The organism is Segatella baroniae B14 (assembly GCF_022024235.1).
In the GTDB taxonomy this organism is placed as follows: Bacteria; Bacteroidota; Bacteroidia; order Bacteroidales; family Bacteroidaceae; genus Prevotella; species Prevotella bryantii.
This window is the reverse complement of sequence record NZ_CP091799.1, coordinates 1042971-1060739: the sequence shown is the minus strand read 5'-3', so window position 1 is coordinate 1060739 and position 17769 is coordinate 1042971. Positions and strand designations below refer to the sequence as shown.

At 39.6% G+C, this 17769-nt stretch carries 14 protein-coding genes; 7 read left to right on the top strand and 7 right to left on the bottom strand.

Going from position 1 to position 17769, the window contains the following annotated elements:
* The first annotated feature begins 679 nt into the window (after positions 1-679).
* The 3 genes from L6469_RS04500 (at position 680) to L6469_RS04490 (ending at position 5978) form a co-directional block, all read left to right on the top strand.
* On the top strand, positions 680-1720 hold the full coding sequence (locus L6469_RS04500) for a hypothetical protein (RefSeq protein WP_006281092.1): 1041 nt from the start codon (positions 680-682) through the stop codon (positions 1718-1720).
* On the top strand, positions 1695-3818 hold the full coding sequence (locus L6469_RS04495) for a hypothetical protein (protein ID WP_039869201.1): 2124 nt from the start codon (positions 1695-1697) through the stop codon (positions 3816-3818). Before L6469_RS04500 ends, L6469_RS04495 begins: the two co-directional genes overlap by 26 nt.
* A 69-nt stretch (positions 3819-3887) precedes the next feature.
* The gene (locus L6469_RS04490) at positions 3888-5978 is read left to right on the top strand and encodes a beta-galactosidase (protein WP_006281089.1); all 2091 of its coding nucleotides are present in this window, start codon (positions 3888-3890) and stop codon (positions 5976-5978) included.
* Positions 5979-6016: 38 nt separating this feature from the next.
* Here L6469_RS04490 and L6469_RS04485 read toward each other — a convergent pair whose 3' ends face one another.
* Complete coding sequence (locus tag L6469_RS04485) at positions 6017-7099, bottom strand: hydroxymethylpyrimidine/phosphomethylpyrimidine kinase (protein WP_006281088.1); 1083 nt, start codon at positions 7097-7099, stop codon at positions 6017-6019.
* A gap of 193 nt (positions 7100-7292) precedes the next feature.
* On the opposite strand from L6469_RS04485, the gene pdxS reads away from it, so the two are divergent.
* From pdxS to L6469_RS04470, 3 genes are all read left to right on the top strand, one after another.
* Entirely contained in the window at positions 7293-8165 is an 873-nt protein-coding gene (gene pdxS, locus L6469_RS04480; RefSeq protein ID WP_006281087.1) for a pyridoxal 5'-phosphate synthase lyase subunit PdxS, read from the top strand.
* Positions 8166-8205: 40 nt separating this feature from the next.
* Positions 8206-8784: a pyridoxal 5'-phosphate synthase glutaminase subunit PdxT gene (gene pdxT, locus L6469_RS04475; RefSeq protein ID WP_006281086.1), complete on the top strand. Its 579-nt coding sequence runs from the start codon at positions 8206-8208 to the stop codon at positions 8782-8784.
* Between the two features lie 74 nt (positions 8785-8858).
* The gene (locus L6469_RS04470) at positions 8859-10628 is read left to right on the top strand and encodes a beta-ketoacyl synthase N-terminal-like domain-containing protein (protein WP_006281085.1); all 1770 of its coding nucleotides are present in this window, start codon (positions 8859-8861) and stop codon (positions 10626-10628) included.
* On the opposite strand, the gene L6469_RS04465 is transcribed toward L6469_RS04470, so the two are convergent.
* Together L6469_RS04465 and L6469_RS04460 are read right to left on the bottom strand one after the other, a co-directional pair.
* Positions 10606-11943 carry a class I adenylate-forming enzyme family protein gene (locus L6469_RS04465; protein ID WP_006281084.1) on the bottom strand — a complete coding sequence of 446 codons (1338 nt, stop codon included), beginning with the start codon at positions 11941-11943 and terminating at the stop codon, positions 10606-10608. The two genes, L6469_RS04470 and L6469_RS04465, sit on opposite strands and share 23 nt — an antisense overlap.
* Positions 11944-12037: 94 nt before the next feature.
* Complete coding sequence (locus L6469_RS04460; RefSeq protein WP_006281083.1) at positions 12038-12265, bottom strand: phosphopantetheine-binding protein; 228 nt, start codon at positions 12263-12265, stop codon at positions 12038-12040.
* A 131-nt stretch (positions 12266-12396) separates the two neighbouring features.
* Between L6469_RS04460 and L6469_RS04455 the strand changes: the two genes are divergently transcribed.
* On the top strand, positions 12397-12651 hold the full coding sequence (locus L6469_RS04455; protein ID WP_027452809.1) for a hypothetical protein: 255 nt from the start codon (positions 12397-12399) through the stop codon (positions 12649-12651).
* Positions 12652-13201: 550 nt separating this feature from the next.
* On the opposite strand, the gene L6469_RS04450 is transcribed toward L6469_RS04455, so the two are convergent.
* From L6469_RS04450 to L6469_RS04435, 4 genes are all read right to left on the bottom strand, one after another.
* On the bottom strand, positions 13202-15322 hold the full coding sequence (locus tag L6469_RS04450) for a M3 family metallopeptidase (RefSeq protein ID WP_027452808.1): 2121 nt from the start codon (positions 15320-15322) through the stop codon (positions 13202-13204).
* A gap of 188 nt (positions 15323-15510) precedes the next feature.
* A complete protein-coding gene (locus tag L6469_RS04445; RefSeq protein ID WP_006281080.1) occupies positions 15511-16254 on the bottom strand; it encodes a tRNA1(Val) (adenine(37)-N6)-methyltransferase in 744 nt (247 codons plus the stop codon).
* 45 nt (positions 16255-16299) lie between these two features.
* Positions 16300-16875, bottom strand: a complete 576-nt coding sequence (locus L6469_RS04440) for a TlpA family protein disulfide reductase (RefSeq protein WP_006281079.1) — start codon at positions 16873-16875, stop codon at positions 16300-16302.
* Between the two features lie 62 nt (positions 16876-16937).
* On the bottom strand, positions 16938-17741 hold the full coding sequence (locus L6469_RS04435; RefSeq protein ID WP_006281078.1) for an AraC family transcriptional regulator: 804 nt from the start codon (positions 17739-17741) through the stop codon (positions 16938-16940).
* Positions 17742-17769 lie beyond the last annotated feature (28 nt).

Here is a 17769-nt window from a genome sequence, read left to right as displayed (position 1 = left end):
TTAGCGAACAAAGTCTTAGGTTTCGACCCCCAGGAGCTTGGGTTTTGGCGGGAGAGAAAATCGAGGGGTGAAAAAAAGACCAAACAGGCAGAGCAAAAGTTGAATATTTTGAGCTAGAATACGATTTTTGGTCATCTTGTTTTTTTGATATTTTATTTGACATACTACTCATTACGGTCAAATATCATCTATTATGGCTCATGAAATAAATAAGGTTTACCCGACATTTCGAGTGATTGATTTATAATCAAGCAAAGAGGTTAATGACGAATGAGAAAAGTTAAATTTGACGTTTAAGAAAACCAACAGCATTAAATAAATTCCAATTTACCGAATAGAATAAGCGAGGCCATATGGCTTCGCTTATTCTGTATTTAATGTAGAATTGTGCTCGCATTCGCCATCAAGATACAGATTTGGGTGACATTGATTGCGGAAGAGACGGAAACATCACCTCCAGAACCAACGCTTTTTGATTGAGGGGGCTTACTTTTTCAAAAATAAGTCCGCAATACCTGTTTATCGGCACTGCGGACACATATTTTGTCGCTTTTCAACTTTTAGCGGACAGCAATAATTATGTGATGGATTTGTAAAATGCAAATAACTCCTACTAAATTGTAGTTTTTTTTCTGTTTTTTTGCATCCTATATATTTTTTTTGTTCCTTTGCATAGCTGATGAATTTTTGTATTAACATGAACAAGCATTTGGTATTTTATACTATAAAATCGCTTTTGCAGATCAGATGTTTTTTTCTGGTTCTGTTGTCTCTTTTCGTAGGAATGTTTTTCCTTGCTGGTTGCTCGTATCAATCTCGTAAGGCTTATGGCATTCGTTCGGCTTATTATTGGAGTACATCTTGGACCAATATACCTAAAAGTTATACTTTTACGAATCATCTTAATCGATTATATGTTAGATACTTTGATGTAGTGTTGGATGAAAGCCGTGTTCCGGTTCCGAATGCAACATTTTCCTTTAACTCATCTCATGAATTTGTTGATAAAGAAAATGCAAAATCAGATATTTCTCGTGTGAGCGACAGTTTAGAAATAGTACCTGTTATTTTTATTGTCAACGAAGTGATGAGAAAACCACAACCACAGTTGGCACAACAAATACTAGATCGCGTACTTCAGATGAATGCCACTAATGACATACACCGTGTGCACGAACTTCAGATAGACTGCGATTGGACTAATAGTACGCGTCAGCATTTCTTTTCCATGTTACAGCAGTTGCATACTTTAGCCTCAAAGCATCATATTACTTTATCTGCCACTATACGTCTGCATCAGTTGATGCAGAGTGCGCCTCCTGTTGATCGTGGTGTGTTAATGGTCTATAATACGGGTGATTTTACTCGACGTTCATGTGAACATCCTATACTTGATATGCGAGATATCAATCCTTATCTTGACTATTTAAGCGATTATAGTCTACCGCTTACGGCAGCATATCCGCTTTTTGCCTATCGTATAGCTTTCAGAGGTAATCACTATTTAGGTATTCTGCATGCTGATGATGATCTGCCTTTATTGCCTGGTGATACTGTGATTACTCGCAAGTCAACAGCAGAAGAAGTGCTCCAGGTGCAAAAGAAACTTATGGCTATACGTCCAGATATCAACGATGAAGTAATCGTATTCGACTTGAGTAAAAATCATTTATCCTACTATAAATCAAAAGATTATGAGAAAGTTTATCATCTGCATTAGTTTGATGCTGTCACAGGCAATCGGTACATGGGGGTGTGGTCCAATCGGACCTGTACATAATTATTATATGATGGATGTTTTTGGTCATGGGGGACAGGAAGCATTCTATGAACGTTTGCAGCAGTACTGGCGTAATTATACCGGAAAACAAGCTGAAGATTATTTTGACCCACAGTTGACTACCATTTATAAGTCGGCAGTTCGTAAGAATGATCGAGCGATGGCTGAGTATATCCGACTCACAAAGAATTATCGTTCGGTGTGTGATGCTATGAAGGAGCGATGGAATTATCCGACAAAGGCAGAATTGCTGAAAATGAAGAGGCAGATGGCTGAAATAAAACGCAAGGCTCTTGCCTATACTCACGGGTCATGTCTGCCACAATATACCTTGCTGCTTATGCGTAGCAATATGTATTATGCAGAGGATGTTAAAAATTTGACTGTATGGAAGAGTAGGGCTTCTAAATTGCCTGCCGGTGTTTATCGGGATATGTGCCGTAATATCTATGCTCGAGCCCTTTATAAAACAGGAAATCGTAAAGGTGCTGCAGCTATTTATGCTCAACAGGGTGACTATGAAAGTTTGCGCTGGTGTGTGCAAAACTACTGGAAACTTGATGGTATGAAGAAGATATATGCAGAAGATCCTAATTCGCCTACACTTGATTTCTTGGTGCAGAATTTTGTCAACTCTGTCCAGGAAAATTATGACAATTATTGGGAGGGCGAAATACAATCTTACAAGCCGCATGCTGATGCATTTGTACGATTTGCCAATCAAGTGATACGCGAAAATAAAAGCAAGGTTCCGGCTTTGTGGCAAGAGGCTATTGCCATGATACATTATTTACAGGGTAAGCCTCAGCTTGCTTTGCAGGAAAGTGAGAGGGCTATGCAGATGAAAGGTACACAGATGATGCTCGATAATGCCCGTTGTATACATCTGCTGGCTTATTCTCGCTGTATGAATAGGGATGCAAAGTACAGTGATGTGGTAACGCAAGAACTGGCATATCTTGACAGTAAGATTAAGGACAATGATGATGATAGCTATTTTTGTCGTGTTCGCCATCGTATACTTTATCAGAATATCGTGGAGCATTATCGTAAGGCTGGTGATCAGTATGGAGCTCTTGCTACGCTTGGTATTGTCCTTCAACCTAAACCTTCTGTCGAATCATTTTATTCTAATTACGAATATGAAGATAAGGTAGATTCGCTCTCAGCTGACCAGACACTGGCTTATGTTGATTATATCAAACAGCATAATGCTCATATGAAACAAGGGAAAGACGATGCACTTACTCGATATATTATGCAGTGGTATGTGGGTAAAGGGAGTGTAGACCATTATATTGATGCTAACTATTTTGCTGATAGAATCGGTACGAAGTATTTGCGAGAAGGACGTTTTGCTGAGGCTTTGAAGTTTCTTGAGAAGGTTCCTTTAAGCTATGTGGCTCGTCAAGGATTAGCTTACTATATGGCTCGTCGTAGCTATAATCGTGACCGATGGATTGTTGGTCGACAAGTAGTAAAAGAGCGTGCTCCATGGTCAGAAGAAGAGTATGTAGAGTCTAGTCTTAAAAGTAATCAGAAAGTGGATTTCTGTAAAGAAATGCTTCAGCTGGAGTCTCAGTATCGTTTGGCTAAGAAAGAAACTCGGGCTGATATTGCTTATCAGTTGGCAAGCCGATATTATCAGGCTTCATGTTATGGTGACTGTTGGTATCTTACCCATTATGGATGGTCGTGTATCGACAGTGCTCGCAGCTATGAGAAAGATTTTGCACAAACTGCACTCACATATCTTGTTGAAGCACGCCGGATTTATGCATCGCCAGAAGTGGTGAATGCAAACCATCAGGCTATGCGCCATCAGATAGCAACTCTTTATGCAGAAGCTTTTGTGCGTATGGAGATAGAAAGCAGAGTGTTCCATTTTTATGATGAAAACATACATGTGATAGCTGAATATCCTGCTGTGAAACCTTATTATACGCAGTTATTGGCACTTACACAACAATATCGTGACGATACAGAGCAGTATATTACAAGGTGTGATATTCTGAAGCGTTTTGCAACCCGACAATGAGTTTGGGTTGCCATATCCACGATTTAGTAGTTGGGTCTTTGACATCTGATAATCTAATGATAAATAACAATGAGAAAATTATTTTTTTCGATTTATTTCCTTTTTGCGGCTTCTTTAGGTTGGAGCCAAAATGCTGTAGTATCCTGGGATTCGCTCAGTCTCTCGATGAATCATCATCGGGTGTTGCCAGTCATGGGTGAAGTGCATTATTCACGTATTCCTGCAAGTGAATGGCGAAATGAACTGTTGAAGATGAAGGAAGGCGGAGTGACGTTTGTTGCAACATACGTTTTTTGGAATCATGTAGAAGAGCAGAAGGGAATCTTCGACTGGAGTGGTCAGCGTAATCTGCGACATTTTATAGAAATCTGTAAGGAACTGCAACTTCCTGTTATCGTACGCCTTGGTCCTTTCTGCCATGGAGAGGTTCGTAATGGTGGAATACCAGACTGGGTATTTCAGGAGGGGTGTCGACTTCGTTCTGAAGAACCTAAGTTCTTGAGTCTTGTCGAAAATCTCTATCGACAAATTTTTACTCAGATACAAGGTTTGCAGTGGAAGGATGGCGGACCAGTTATCGCAGCTCAGTTTGATAATGAATATCGGGGTAATGGAAGTTATCTTATGGCATTGAAGCGAATAGCTCAAAAGATTGGTTTCGATTTGCCTTTCTATACTCGTACCGGATGGCCTGCCCTTCGTACACCAGTTCCTTATGGTGAAATGCTTCCGCTGTATGGAGATTACGCCGATGGTTTTTGGGATAAAGATATAAAAGAAGGTGCTGGCGATTACTGGAAAGCTTTTTCGTTTCGTTCTACCCGTACTAGTACGGCGATAGGTACTGATCTGCTGGGTAAACAGAAAGAACAGCGTAATGAACAGGCTTATCCGTATTTTACTTGTGAATTGGGTGGTGGTATGGTTACAAGCTATCATAAGCGCGTGTATATGTATCCTATGGATGCGTATGCTATGGCTGTAGTGAAGTTGGGAAGTGGTAGTAATCTGCTGGGATATTATATGTATCATGGTGGAACAAATCCTGAAGGTAAACTTACTGCCCTTAACGAGACACAGCGTACTCTTGGAACAGCAAATAATGATTTGCCCGTAGTAACCTATGATTTTCAGGCTCCGCTCAATGAGTTTGGGCAGCGTAATCAGGTGTATTTTAAGTTGCGTCCATTACATATTTTTGCTAAATCCTTTGGCGAGTTATTGGCACCTATGACAGAGACTATCATTGATGGTAGTGCTGCTCTTAAGAAGGGCGATGACAGTAAGTTGCGATGGAGTTATCGAAGTAAGAACAAGCAGGCTTTTGTGTTTTGGAATAACTATGAACGATTTGCTCATCTTAGTGCCAAGAAAAATATTCAGTTTGAGGTTGAGGGCATAAAATTTCCGAGTAGCCCAATAACGATTCCTGCTGGTACTGCAGGAATCTTTCCTGTTCGTGTCGAGGGGTTGAAGTATGCTACAGCTCAGTTACTCGATAAGAAAGATGGAAAACTTTATCTTATGGCGATACCAGGAGTAGATACCGAAATAGCCTTGGATAATGGAAAGGTGCTCAAGCATGTAAAGGCAAAAGGATTAAAGAAACCTGTTTATAAGAATATCTATCTACTCGATGAATCTACTGCAGAGTGTTATCTGTTGGATGGTAATACACAGGATAAGCGTTTTTCTATGTTGGTGAATGATAATGTAACTGTTCGTAAAATTAAAGAAGCCAAAGAGTTGCGTACTATCATTAAAGGAAAAGCTAAAGTCGCAGAAGCTCCTTCAGAAGAAGATTGGAATCGGGCTGCCGTATATACTATTACTATCCCGAAAGTATTAAGCAACCCAAGCCAATGCACTACAGCTGATACAGAATTGAAGTCTAAAAAAATGGCTCATGAGCGAATGTTACTTGAAATCGATTATCGTGGTGATTGTGCTCGTCTTTATGCTCATGGAAAACTTATTGAAGATAACTTTTATAATGGCCAGCCTATGCAGTATGACATAGCTCGGTTACCAGAACATATAGAAGACTTAGAACTTCGTATCCTTCCTAAGCAGAATGGTGCTCCGATATATTTTCCGAAGGAGGCCGACAGTCGTGAAGGTGAAAGTGTCAATAGCGTTGTACTGAAGAAAATCTGGTAAGCGCACGTGAAAAAATCAGTATTCATCACGATTTAAGGTCACACCTGTTTCCTGAATTCAGAAGGCGGTGTACCATATATTTGGATAAAAGCCTTGGTAAACTGGCTTTGTGTCTTAAATCCCAAATCATAGGATATCTCTTGTACGGAGCGAAATGTAGTTTGCAACATCTGTTTAGCTTCCTGCATGAGATATTCTGTGATAATCAATTTAGGCGACTTTTCTACCACTTTATTCGTAATAGATCCGAGATATCGTGTGCCGATGTTCATTTTATTCGCATAAAAGCTCACCTCGTGGTGTTCCTTAAAGTTGTCGGCCAGAATATCCATAAATACATTGTATAAGTCAACAGGTCTTACTGTTATTTTTTCGTCAGAGGTTACATTGTATACCACTTGGGTATGCATGTATTTATGTGCGATATGAACCGCACTGCTGAGGCTGTCTCCAAGCGCTAAACGAGTGGCTATGGCTGCAGACATGGCAGCTCCTACACCATGCCTCTGCCATCCCGCCATGTTAAGAGAAGTATAAAACTGTTTGAATCCATCGTAATAGAGTAAAGCTGTTACACTATTATCTTTAACATGTCCTCCACGTAACATGATACCCTTGGCTCCCATAGCACTGAATTTACGGGCAGCTTTTACCATAGCATCAGATGTTTTGATACTCATATCAAGAACCTTTTCAGCTTCGTCACATTTAATGATGAGCAATTTGGCTTTTGGTATAAGAAATGTTTTCCAGGCATGAATGGCCTCCATAGACATGAGATACTCGCCCTTAGATGACAATATACCGGGAACGATGATAAGATTATCGCAGTGTTCTACCTCCTTGCTCAATTCGATAATCGTCTCCACATCACGTATCATACCCATTTTGATCGCTTTCGGGTGCTGGGTGCTGATGATACTCTGTACCTGTCGGAGTACTACATGAAAGGGAAGGTCGAATATTCGCTTGATGTGTTTATCGTCTTGTATGGTGATAGAGGTTATAGCTGTGAGTGCATGTCCCCCCATGGCAGATATCGTCTTGATATCCTGCTGTATACCCGTTCCACCTGTGTTGTCAGAACCGGTAATGGTTAATATAGGAGTTAATGTATTCATGAAAGCAAAGGTACATTTTTTTTTAATAGAATAAGAATAGAGTTCCGAAAATGATAAATGAAATTCATATAATCACAAACGATTTGCTGGAATCGGACTAATGTTATTGAGTATAGGAACGTTTTTTTTGACAATTCAGTTTTTGTTCTCACCTTTGCAGTCGGAACGTAAAAATAATAACAGATATAAAAAAATGGAAGATAGAACAACTTTGAATCGCAATCTCGCCCAAATGTTAAAGGGCGGAGTAATTATGGACGTAACCACTCCTGAACAGGCTAAGATCGCGGAAGCAGCAGGTGCTTGTGCTGTTATGGCGCTCGAACGCATTCCTGCTGATATCCGTGCAGCTGGTGGTGTTTCACGTATGAGCGATCCTAAGATGATTAAAGGTATACAGGAGGCTGTTACGATTCCTGTTATGGCTAAGTGTCGTATAGGCCACTTCGTTGAGGCTCAGATTCTCGAGGCTATTGAGATCGATTATATTGACGAGAGTGAAGTTCTCTCTCCAGCAGATGATGTATATCATATCGACAAGCGCAAGTTTAAAGTGCCTTTCGTTTGTGGTGCCAAGGATTTGGGCGAAGCATTAAGACGTATCAATGAGGGTGCTACAATGATTCGTACTAAGGGTGAACCGGGTACTGGTGATGTCATTCAGGCTGTACGCCACATGCGTATGATGCAGAGTGAAATACGTCGACTCACCTCGCTTAGCGAAGATGAGCTCTATGAAGCAGCTAAACAATTGCGTGTGCCTTATGAGTTGGTAGCGTATGTTCATGAGAACGGTAAACTTCCTGTAGTCAATTTTGCTGCAGGTGGTGTGGCTACTCCTGCTGACGCTGCACTCATGATGCAACTTGGTGCAGAGGGTGTATTCGTAGGTAGTGGTATCTTTAAGAGCGGTAATCCTGTAAAGCGTGCTCAGGCTATCGTGAAAGCTGTAACCAATTATCAGAATCCTGCTATCATCGCTGAACTCAGTGAGGATTTAGGTGAGGCTATGGTCGGTATCAATGAGAGTGAAATCGAATTGCTCATGGCTGAAAGAGGAAAGTAACAACAATACAAAATCTAAGTATACTATAAAGCTTAAGATCATGAAGATTGGCGTTTTAGCTTTACAGGGAGCATTTGCTGAACATCAGCAGATGCTCCATCGTTTGGGAGTTGAGTCAGTTCAGATACGTAATTTGGCTGATTGGAACGAGGCTTTGAGTGATGCCCAGCAGCCGATAGTAGGTCTTATTATTCCTGGTGGTGAGAGTACTGCTATGATGAGAATAATGAAAGATGAGTTATTGTGGCAGCCTTTGCAGGATGCTATTGCCAAAGGGCTTCCTGTATTTGGAACCTGTGCAGGATTGATTTTGCTCGATCATACACATCTCAATACAATGAATATTGACGCTCGTCGCAATGCTTACGGTCGACAGTTGGGCAGTTTCCGTGTGGAGAGTGATGTTAAGGGTATCGGTAGTGTTCCAATGACGTTTATTCGTGCTCCTTATATTGAAGAAATAGGTGAGAATGTAGATGTTTTAGCTCAAGTAGATGGCCACATCGTAGCAGCCCGACAGGGAAATCAACTTGTTACAGCCTTTCATCCTGAGCTTGATGAAGATACACATATTCACCAGTATTTTCTTTCTCTTTGCACGCAAGCCAAGGCTGTGTAGTCTTAAGATTTCTATTCCGTTTAAGCGAGTAATCACTCAAAAATGATTACCTTTGCAGACGTTTAAACGTTAAGATGATGATAGAAATCATAGCAGATAATATCATTTCTCCTTTGGGTATTTCCTCAAAGGAGAACTATGAAAATGTAAAGGCGGGTGTCACTGGTCTGCAGAAGTATGAACATAAGTTTAATCTTGATTTTGCATTTACTGCATCGTTGATGCCCGAAAAGTTTTGGGAAGATAGCTCATCTTTTTTAGGACTTAGCAGATTTGAGAAGATGGCTGTTCGTTCTGTTCAGGGTGCTATACGTGAAATACCTGATGGGACAGATTTTGATATTACCTCTAGTCGTACATTATTCATCTTAAGTTCTACTAAAGGTAATATAGAATTACTTCCTGATGTTGAACGTGTTAGCTTGGTTAATAGTGCTCATGTAATAGCCCAGAAGTTAGGTATTACATCTACTCCTCAGGTAGTGTGCAATGCTTGCATTTCGGGTGTGCATGCTCTACTTGTGGCAAAGCGCTTCATAGCGTGTGATGCGTATGATTATGTTATTGTCTGTGGATGTGATGTACAGTCATCTTTTACTATTTCAGGTTTTCAGTCGCTTAAAGCCTTATCAGCTTCTCCGTGTCGTCCTTTTGACATAGATCGAAACGGATTAAATTTGGGAGAGGCTGCTGCTACTGTGATTCTTCATAAGGCCGATTGGCATCCGGATCATTGGTATCTTGCTTCGGGAGTAGTACGTAATGATGCTTACCATCAGACGGCACCTTCGCCTAAGGCTACTGGTTTGGCTATGGCTATTCATCGTACGATGGAGGATTATCCTGCAGAAATACTTGCATGTGTTAATACACATGGTACATCAACATTGTTTAATGATGAAATGGAGGCTGTAGCTTTATCTCACGAAGGACTTGCTGATATCCCTGCTAATTCACTTAAAGCTTATTATGGTCATACGATGGGTGCTACAGGCGTGCTCGATATCATTATTACTCGTATGGCTGTAGATGATCATACCGTATTGGCCACCAAAGGATTTGATGAACTTGGTGTCAGTAGACGTGTGAATATTGTGACTCAGAATACGACTACAGATAAGCAGGCTTTTCTGAAGACAATTGCGGGCTTTGGTGGTTGTAATGCGGCAATATTAGTAGCTAAAGGAGCTGTTATTAAACCTGAAAGCTCATCTGTTAAACGATCGTTTACTGTTAAGCATCGGTTGAGTATCCGAAATCAGCATATTGAGTTGGATGGACAAGACTATACTATTGCTCTTGAGGATGCCAACGAGCCATTGTCTGAAATGGGTATTTCCTTTCTAAAACAAGTATATAAATCTGAAATAGGCAATTATCCTCGTTTTTACAAAATGGATAATCTAAGTAAACTAGGGTTTGTTGCATCTGAGCTTCTTCTTCATGCTGTCCGGAAGGATTCTTCTGTAGAGGTTACTTCTGCTTCGTCTTTTGCCGGACAGAGTGGAGAAGATACAGCCATTCTATTATATAGCAAGTATGGATCTATCTCTACTGACCAAAGTTATGCGCTTTCCATGCAAGATATTCCTAGTCCACATCTTTTTACGTATACTTTGCCGAATATGGTAACCGGAGAAATTGCTATTCGCCAGGGGTATCATGGTGAAACTTCTTTCTGTTTGCTTCATGATAATCAAGATGTTACTGCATTATTGCGTGAAGCGCAAAGCATGCTCTCAAGTGATGCTCCAATAACAAAAGCTATTGTAGGTAGTATAGACTATCTTTCGGATAACAATTTTGAAGCGCAACTCTGCTTTATCGATAGTATTTGCGATTGAGCTTACCGTTAAAGGTACGCTCTATCTTATCTACCTTTTCATAGTATATAGGTACTTTATACGATTCTAGTTTGCTGGCAATAAAACGGGCTATTGATTTTTTATCGATTTCGTCTTTCTCGCTGACAATCAAGAGTTTGGTTACGACCCCGATAACTGGATGTTCGGCAGCAATACAGATACACTCCTTGATATCGGGTAGCGACAGTGCAACGTCCTCTACTTCAGTAGGTGCAACTTTGTAACCACCTATATTAATGACATCGTCTTGTCTTCCTAACATATGTAGACGCCCTTCGCTGTCTATTTCTCCATTGTCAGAAGTATAGATGGTACCATTGTTCAAAACGAGTCGTGTCATCTCTTCATCGCCAACATATCCCAACATCAGTGTGTCTCCCTGACAGGCTATTCTACCTTCTGCAGTAATGAAGAAGTGAGAATGTTTCATCGCTTTTCCCAGACAGTTAGCTTTACTTTCCGGGGTGTTGAAGTTATAGGTAGCGATAATGCCCGTTTCTGTAGAAGCATAAGTATTATAGAGACGTGAAGTAGGAAGTGTTTTGCGAAGTAAATCAAGATCTTTTTGTGAGATAGCTGAAGCTCCCGTCTCGATAAAATCTATTTTGTGGGCATAAGTATGCAGGCGATTGCTACTGAATGTCAGCAAGATACGAATATTGGTTGGAACGAGGAAAGTGGCCATCTTACTGCAAGGATAGTCAAGAGCTGTGTAGAAAGCGTTTAGGTCTTTCATTCCTTGAAGCAGATAGAGGGTAGCACCACACATTAGTGTAGGATACACTTTAGAAAGACTGCCGATATGGTTGAGTGGTCCGCTGATAATAAAGACTAGATCTTTGTTGAATCCTTGAGCCTCTTTTAGATTATCTGCATTTGCAAGTATTGCGCGATGACTAATCATAATACCCTTAGATTTTCCTGTTGTGCCCGTAGTAAAAAGAATATCGGCCACTTCTTTTGGGAATATCATGTGCTCCACTTGCTTTTGAATGGTCGAAAAAGTCTCTTCGGTAGCATCCTTCTCAAGAGGAACAGCAATGTTTCCACTGAGATGAATAGCAAAATAGGTTACCAGAAAATCGATGGTCTGACTACTTCTAAAAACAATCGCACGATGAGATGACAGCGAAGCTTGTTGATGCTTATTTGTAGCAAAGCGCTGACATATTTCTGCTGCGCGTTTTTTTATCTTATCGTATAGTTGCTCATAAGTTACCTTTTGTCTATCACATATTATAGCAATCTTTTGAGGTTGTTTTTCAGCGAAAAGTTTAATATAGTCTTCTATCATGAATTCAATTATTCGGACCGAGCAATAATAAGTAATCTTGTAATTTTGATCTTGAAAAAACTTGTATCAATCTTGTATTCAACACATAACAAGATTATTGTTGTAATTTGTTCTCAACCATTTTGGTGAGATTCTCTAAGTTTTTGAAGTTTTTGGGTGTCACATCCTCTGATTCCAAGCAGATGTGATATTCCTCAGAGAGCAGCATCAGTATAGTGGTGATGCCCAGTGAGTCGAGCTCACTGAAGAGAAATTCAGAATCTAAATCAACGAGTGGGAGAGCTTCTTCGAGCAATTCACGTATTCTTTCTTTTTTTTCCATTGTTCATTGTTTTATGGGAACGCAAAGATAACTATTTTGAGTAACATTAGCAAAAAAGTGGCTATAGTTTTCTTGTTATTGGCAATTTTTAGCTAACTTTGTTAACCGTACTAATAAAATCAATTTAAATTATGGAAAACAATAACAACGAACAGTCAGTGACTATTACTCCAGAAATGGCAAAAGTTGGTGAAGAACTTTTTAACGAATTCATCAAGAAATTTAATGAGAATAAGTATCAGCCTCTTGAGGGTTTAGCCGTATTGTCTCTCGTTAGTGCGAATCTTTGTGCTAATATAGATAAAGCTCTCAATATGCCTGCAGGTACTACAGCTAAGGCTTTTCAAAGTACAGACCTTACTTTGGGTGTAGCTGAGCAGAATTAATTTTTACTAACATGATGTTGTAAAAAAATGGAGCATCTCGTATTTTCGCTAAAATACGAAATGCTCCAAAGTCATTTTTTACGTTTTACCAAATCAATAATTTGTTTTTTACTAATCTATTAACTTTTTGAAGTTATCGTTGATTCCCATCAATCTTATTACCTTAAAAAAACTAATCCTATGAAGATCTAAGTGTTTTCAATATTCGTATTTATATAATTCTTATATGGAAAATGCAAAACTATCATCCCTTTGATAGCATGTCTATCATCTTTGATTGACATTGCAAATATAGAAATAACTCCCTGATAATGCAAAATATTTAAGTAAAGTTGATAGTTTTATCAGCTAACTGGTTAATTTTAAGATTTTAAACTTTTAAAATTAACATTTTTAAGAATTAGGAATGTTGTTCTTTAACAGTTTTAAAAGTATGCTGTAGAGTAACCAAAAAAATACTCTGCCAAAGTTTGACAGAGTATTTATAGATGTAAGCCCGTTTGATAACAAAGGCTTATAGGTTGTTTTTATATGATCTAATAAATCATTCTTACATACCTCTAGCTTTGAGAAGCGCAGAAGCATCAGGAGCCTTTAAACCTGTGAGGTCTGAGAAAGCCTTCATCAAGTCTACAGTGTAACCTTTACTTAAGATCTTATCGCGCATGGCCTGACCAGTAGCAGGCTTCAGTGCACCATTTTTCTCAAAGAAATTAGCAATGTTAACAGCTAAGACCTCAGTCCAGAGATAGCTGTAGTAACCTGCAGCATAACCGCCACCCCAAACATGATTGAAGTAAGAAGTAGAGTATCTTGGTGGAACTTGACTATCTAGCAATCCAATTTCTTTCAGCGCTTTTGCTTCGAAAGCATTTGCTTCGCTAGCTAAAGGTACATCCTTTGAAGGTAATACATGCCAAGCCATATCAAGACATGTTGCTGCCAAATTCTCACCGAGAGCATAGGCTGCCTGATAATTGATAGAGCTTAGCATTTTTTCCTTTAAGTCAGCAGGCATAGCCTGACCTGTTGTAGCATGCTTTGCATAGTGGTCGAATACCTCAGAAATAGGAGCAAAGCTTTCATTAAATTGTGATGGCATTTCCACGAAATCGCGAGGTACGGCAGTACCGCTTAGCGTATTATATTTACAGTTGCTCAGAATGCCATGTAGTGCATGACCAAACTCATGGAACATTGTACATACTTCATCCCAGCTGGCCAGTGAAGGCTGTCCCTCTGGTGCTTTGGCCATATTACATACATTATATATAAGAGGTAACTGATGGCGATACGTACTTTGTTTTGCGAAAGAACTCATCCATGCACCACCGCGTTTGGTAGGGCGACGGAAATAGTCTACATAGAAGAGGGCGATAGTTTTGCCATTCTTGTCGCTTACCTCGAACACCTTCATGTCAGGGTGATAGGTAGGAATGTCTGTACGAGGCTTAAAGTTCAAGCCATATACTCGATGAGCTGCATAGAATACACCATTAACCAGTACACTGTCGACATTGAAATATGGTTTTACATCATCTTCAGAGAGATTATATTTCTCCTTCTTCATCTTAGCAGAATAGTAGAATCTATCGTAAGGCTGAAGCTTAAAGTCGGCGCCCATAGACTTTTGAGCATATTTTTCTATTTCTGCAGTTTCTGCATCAGCTATAGGTTTGTAAGAAGCGATAAGATTCTTTAAGAAAGCATACACATTATTCGTGTTTTTCGCCATTGTCTTATCGAGCGAATAAGAAGCATAGTCTTTGTAGCCCATGAGTTCACCCTTCATAGCGCGAAGTTTTGCCATCTCACTAACGATAGGGAAGGTATTGAATGATCGGGTACCGTCTGCACGATGTACTGAAGCCTCGTATACGCGACGGCGGAGTTCACGATTGTCAAGCGAAGCCAAGATAGGTTGTTGTGTAGTATTGACAATAACAATACAGTAAGGAGTTTTGCTACCACGGCTCTCTGCGTCTTTTTTACACTGAGCGATATCTGCATCACTTAGGCCAGCGAGTTCCTCTTTAGAATTCACCCATACCACGCTACTGTTTGTGGCCTCAGGTAACAGGTTACCCCAGTCTTGCTGCAGTTCAGAGATACGGTTGTTAATCGTTTCCATACGCTTTTTCTTATCGGCAGCAAGGTTGGCGCCAGAGCGTACAAAACTCTTGTAAGTCTCTTCAAGAAGTCGTTTGTCTTCGCCTTTCAGTTTCTTATATTCGTGGTCGTAAACATATTTTACACGTTCCCAGAGCTTTTGGTTAAACGAAAGTTCGTTTTCCAAAGCGGTAAGTTCAGGCATAATCGCCTTTTCGGTTTCAGCGATTTCCTTTGTTTTGTCAGAACTGGTAAGGCAGAAGAAGATGCTAGAAACACGGTCAAGCAGATTACCACTTTCTTCATAAGCGAGAATAGTGTTAGCAAAGGTAGGTTTTGCTTTGTTCTCTACAATGCGCTTTACGGCAGCACGCTGCTGTGCGATACCCGCCTGTAGTGCAGGAAGATAGTGTTCGTACTTAATTTTGTTGAAATCAGGTGCACCAAAAGGGAGTGTGCTTGGGTGCATTAATGGGTTGTCATTTGTGTTTGTTGCCATAGCTAACATCGTGCTAGATGCCAAACAGGCTGTTAGAAACGTCTTTTTAAGTTTAGCGTTCATGATGAATTAATAATGTTGTTTTGATAATTTGATAATGTTGTACATTGTTATAATTTGATGCAAAGATAGCGAAATAATCTAATATTTTGAAATGATTTCTGTATATTTGCACAAATATAATATCATTTTGACAAGATTGTGATATAGATACTTATTTAGAATTATAGAGTAAGATTAAATGTTGATTTTTATCGATCCAAGTGAAAATCTTTCATCAACTGTAAATACCAAGTAGATCGTTGGCGTTCTTCGTTCAGCATGCAGCATACATGCTCTTGCGGTGCTCTTTCTCTTCCTTTTCGGTGTACTAGAACAAATCGTTTAGCCTCCTTTTCGGGTACTGTCTTAATCTTGTATATATCCTGAAGAGAGAAGCCTACGATGGTACATTCAGCCGAAAAATCCTCTAGTACCTCTTTTGGAATACATACAGAGAAAAATCCCCCAGGCTTGAGGAGCTGATAAGCCCCCTTGATAAGTATTGAAAAAGGCAGACTTGAACTGTGACGTGCTCTTGTCTTGCTTAGATTGTTACATTCCAAGCTTTTATCAAAGTAGGGTGGATTACATACTACACTGTCATAGATGGGCATTGTATCTTTCACCTCTTTTATATAATCCTGAAATGCAATGTGCTCCAATTTGATACGGTCGGCAAAGGGCGAAGCAAAAAAGTTGTCTTTTGCATCGAGTACTGCATTCTCGTCTATTTCTATAGCTTGAATCTGAGCATTGGGAAAACGTTGAGCGAGCATCAGTGATAGAACACCTGTGCCAGTTCCGATATCAAGAATGTTGTTACCACCAGCAGATAGTGTTCCTAAAAGATCACTGTCAGTACCCACACGCATGGCTGCATGATTCTGGGTAATGGTAAACTGCTTATATCGAAAGATATGATTTTCTTCTGTATGTCTGTTTTCTTTGCTCATGTACGTATAATTTAGGTAAAATCAGAATATTTACAGGTATCAATGCTATTCGTTCATTTTAGACTTCAACTCCTCAAGTTTTTGAGCCAATTTATCAATGCTTACTGTAGCAAATTCCACTTTGTTGTCTGGGGTTAAAATATAATAGGTTGGAAGCCAACTGATATGATAATCTTTAGATACCTGTGATTCTTTCCATTTCTTGAGTTCGCAGAGTTCTACAATATTTCCCCCTTTAAAGGTTTCAGAATAGCATTTCTGCCATGCTGCAGAGTTTGTATCAAATGAAATGCCATAGAAGTGAGGAGTGCGATAAGTATTAACAATTTCGTTCATCTTTGGTAAGTCTCGTCGGCAGTCAGGACACCATGAAGCCCAAAACTCGATAACCTTATAAGTTTTTGTATCTTGATATAGATTATATTTCTTTCCTTGATAATCTGGCAGAGAGAAGTTAGGAGCTTTTTCGCCCGGTTTAAGCAGATTTTGGGCATAGAGTGCATCGATGTCAGTAGAGTCTATTACTGCAGCAGGGGTATTCTTCTGAGCTGTAGCTGGCATAGTCATCGCCGCAATCAGCAGAGCCATGGAAATCATTTTTTTCATATATCTTGTATTCATAGATTAATATTCTTAGATTTATTATGTACTGCAAAGGTAGTAATAATTTAGTAAATTCAGTTCTATTTTCGCTTAAAGAGTTCGGTAGGCGTCATTCCCATGATTTGTTTGAATGTGCGGTTGAAATTTGCAGCACAACTGAATCCCGTTTCTAAAGCTATCTCGTTGATGTTGAGTCCGCCATCGGCCATCAATTCTATTGCATGGGTGATGCGCTGATAATTCAGATAGTTGTTATAGCGTATGCCGATGTCATGAAAGAGTCGGCTAAGTGTACGTATTGACATATGGGCTGCTCGTGCAACATCCTCCAGCCGTATATCTTCGTGAAGATGTTCATTTATATAGCTAAGTGCTGGTTCTATTCTAGTATCCCGTGTTGCTATAATACCTTTCAGTGGTCTTTCATAGGCCTTACAGGCTAGAGGCATCTGCCTGAAGAACGACAGGGCAAATGTATATGTATCTTTATCAGTAGAATCGTTGAGTTTAGTCTTCATGCTTGATATATAATGCATATTTTCAGATGCCCATCGGTTAGTATTGAAAATGGCAAATTTTTTTCGTTGATCGTTTTGGTGAAATTTAAGGGGTACATAATAAATTATAAGCGATATCGCTTTATTGTTACTTGACAAGGAATGACTTTTCCCAGCCGGTATCCAGCAGATATGGCATTCTGGTACAAAATATATCTTGTCTTCTACAGTAATATGTAGGGTTCCCTGTAGAGTGAATATTATTTGATATTGCTCATGGATATGTTTTTCTAGATCCATTCCTTCTCTGCCTGTGTACTTGATAAGTATTTCTTCTGATGAAGCCTCACTTACTTTCTTAAGATATTTTTTTTGCTCTTCGTTCATTGGCATAAAATGCTAAATAGTTGTCTTA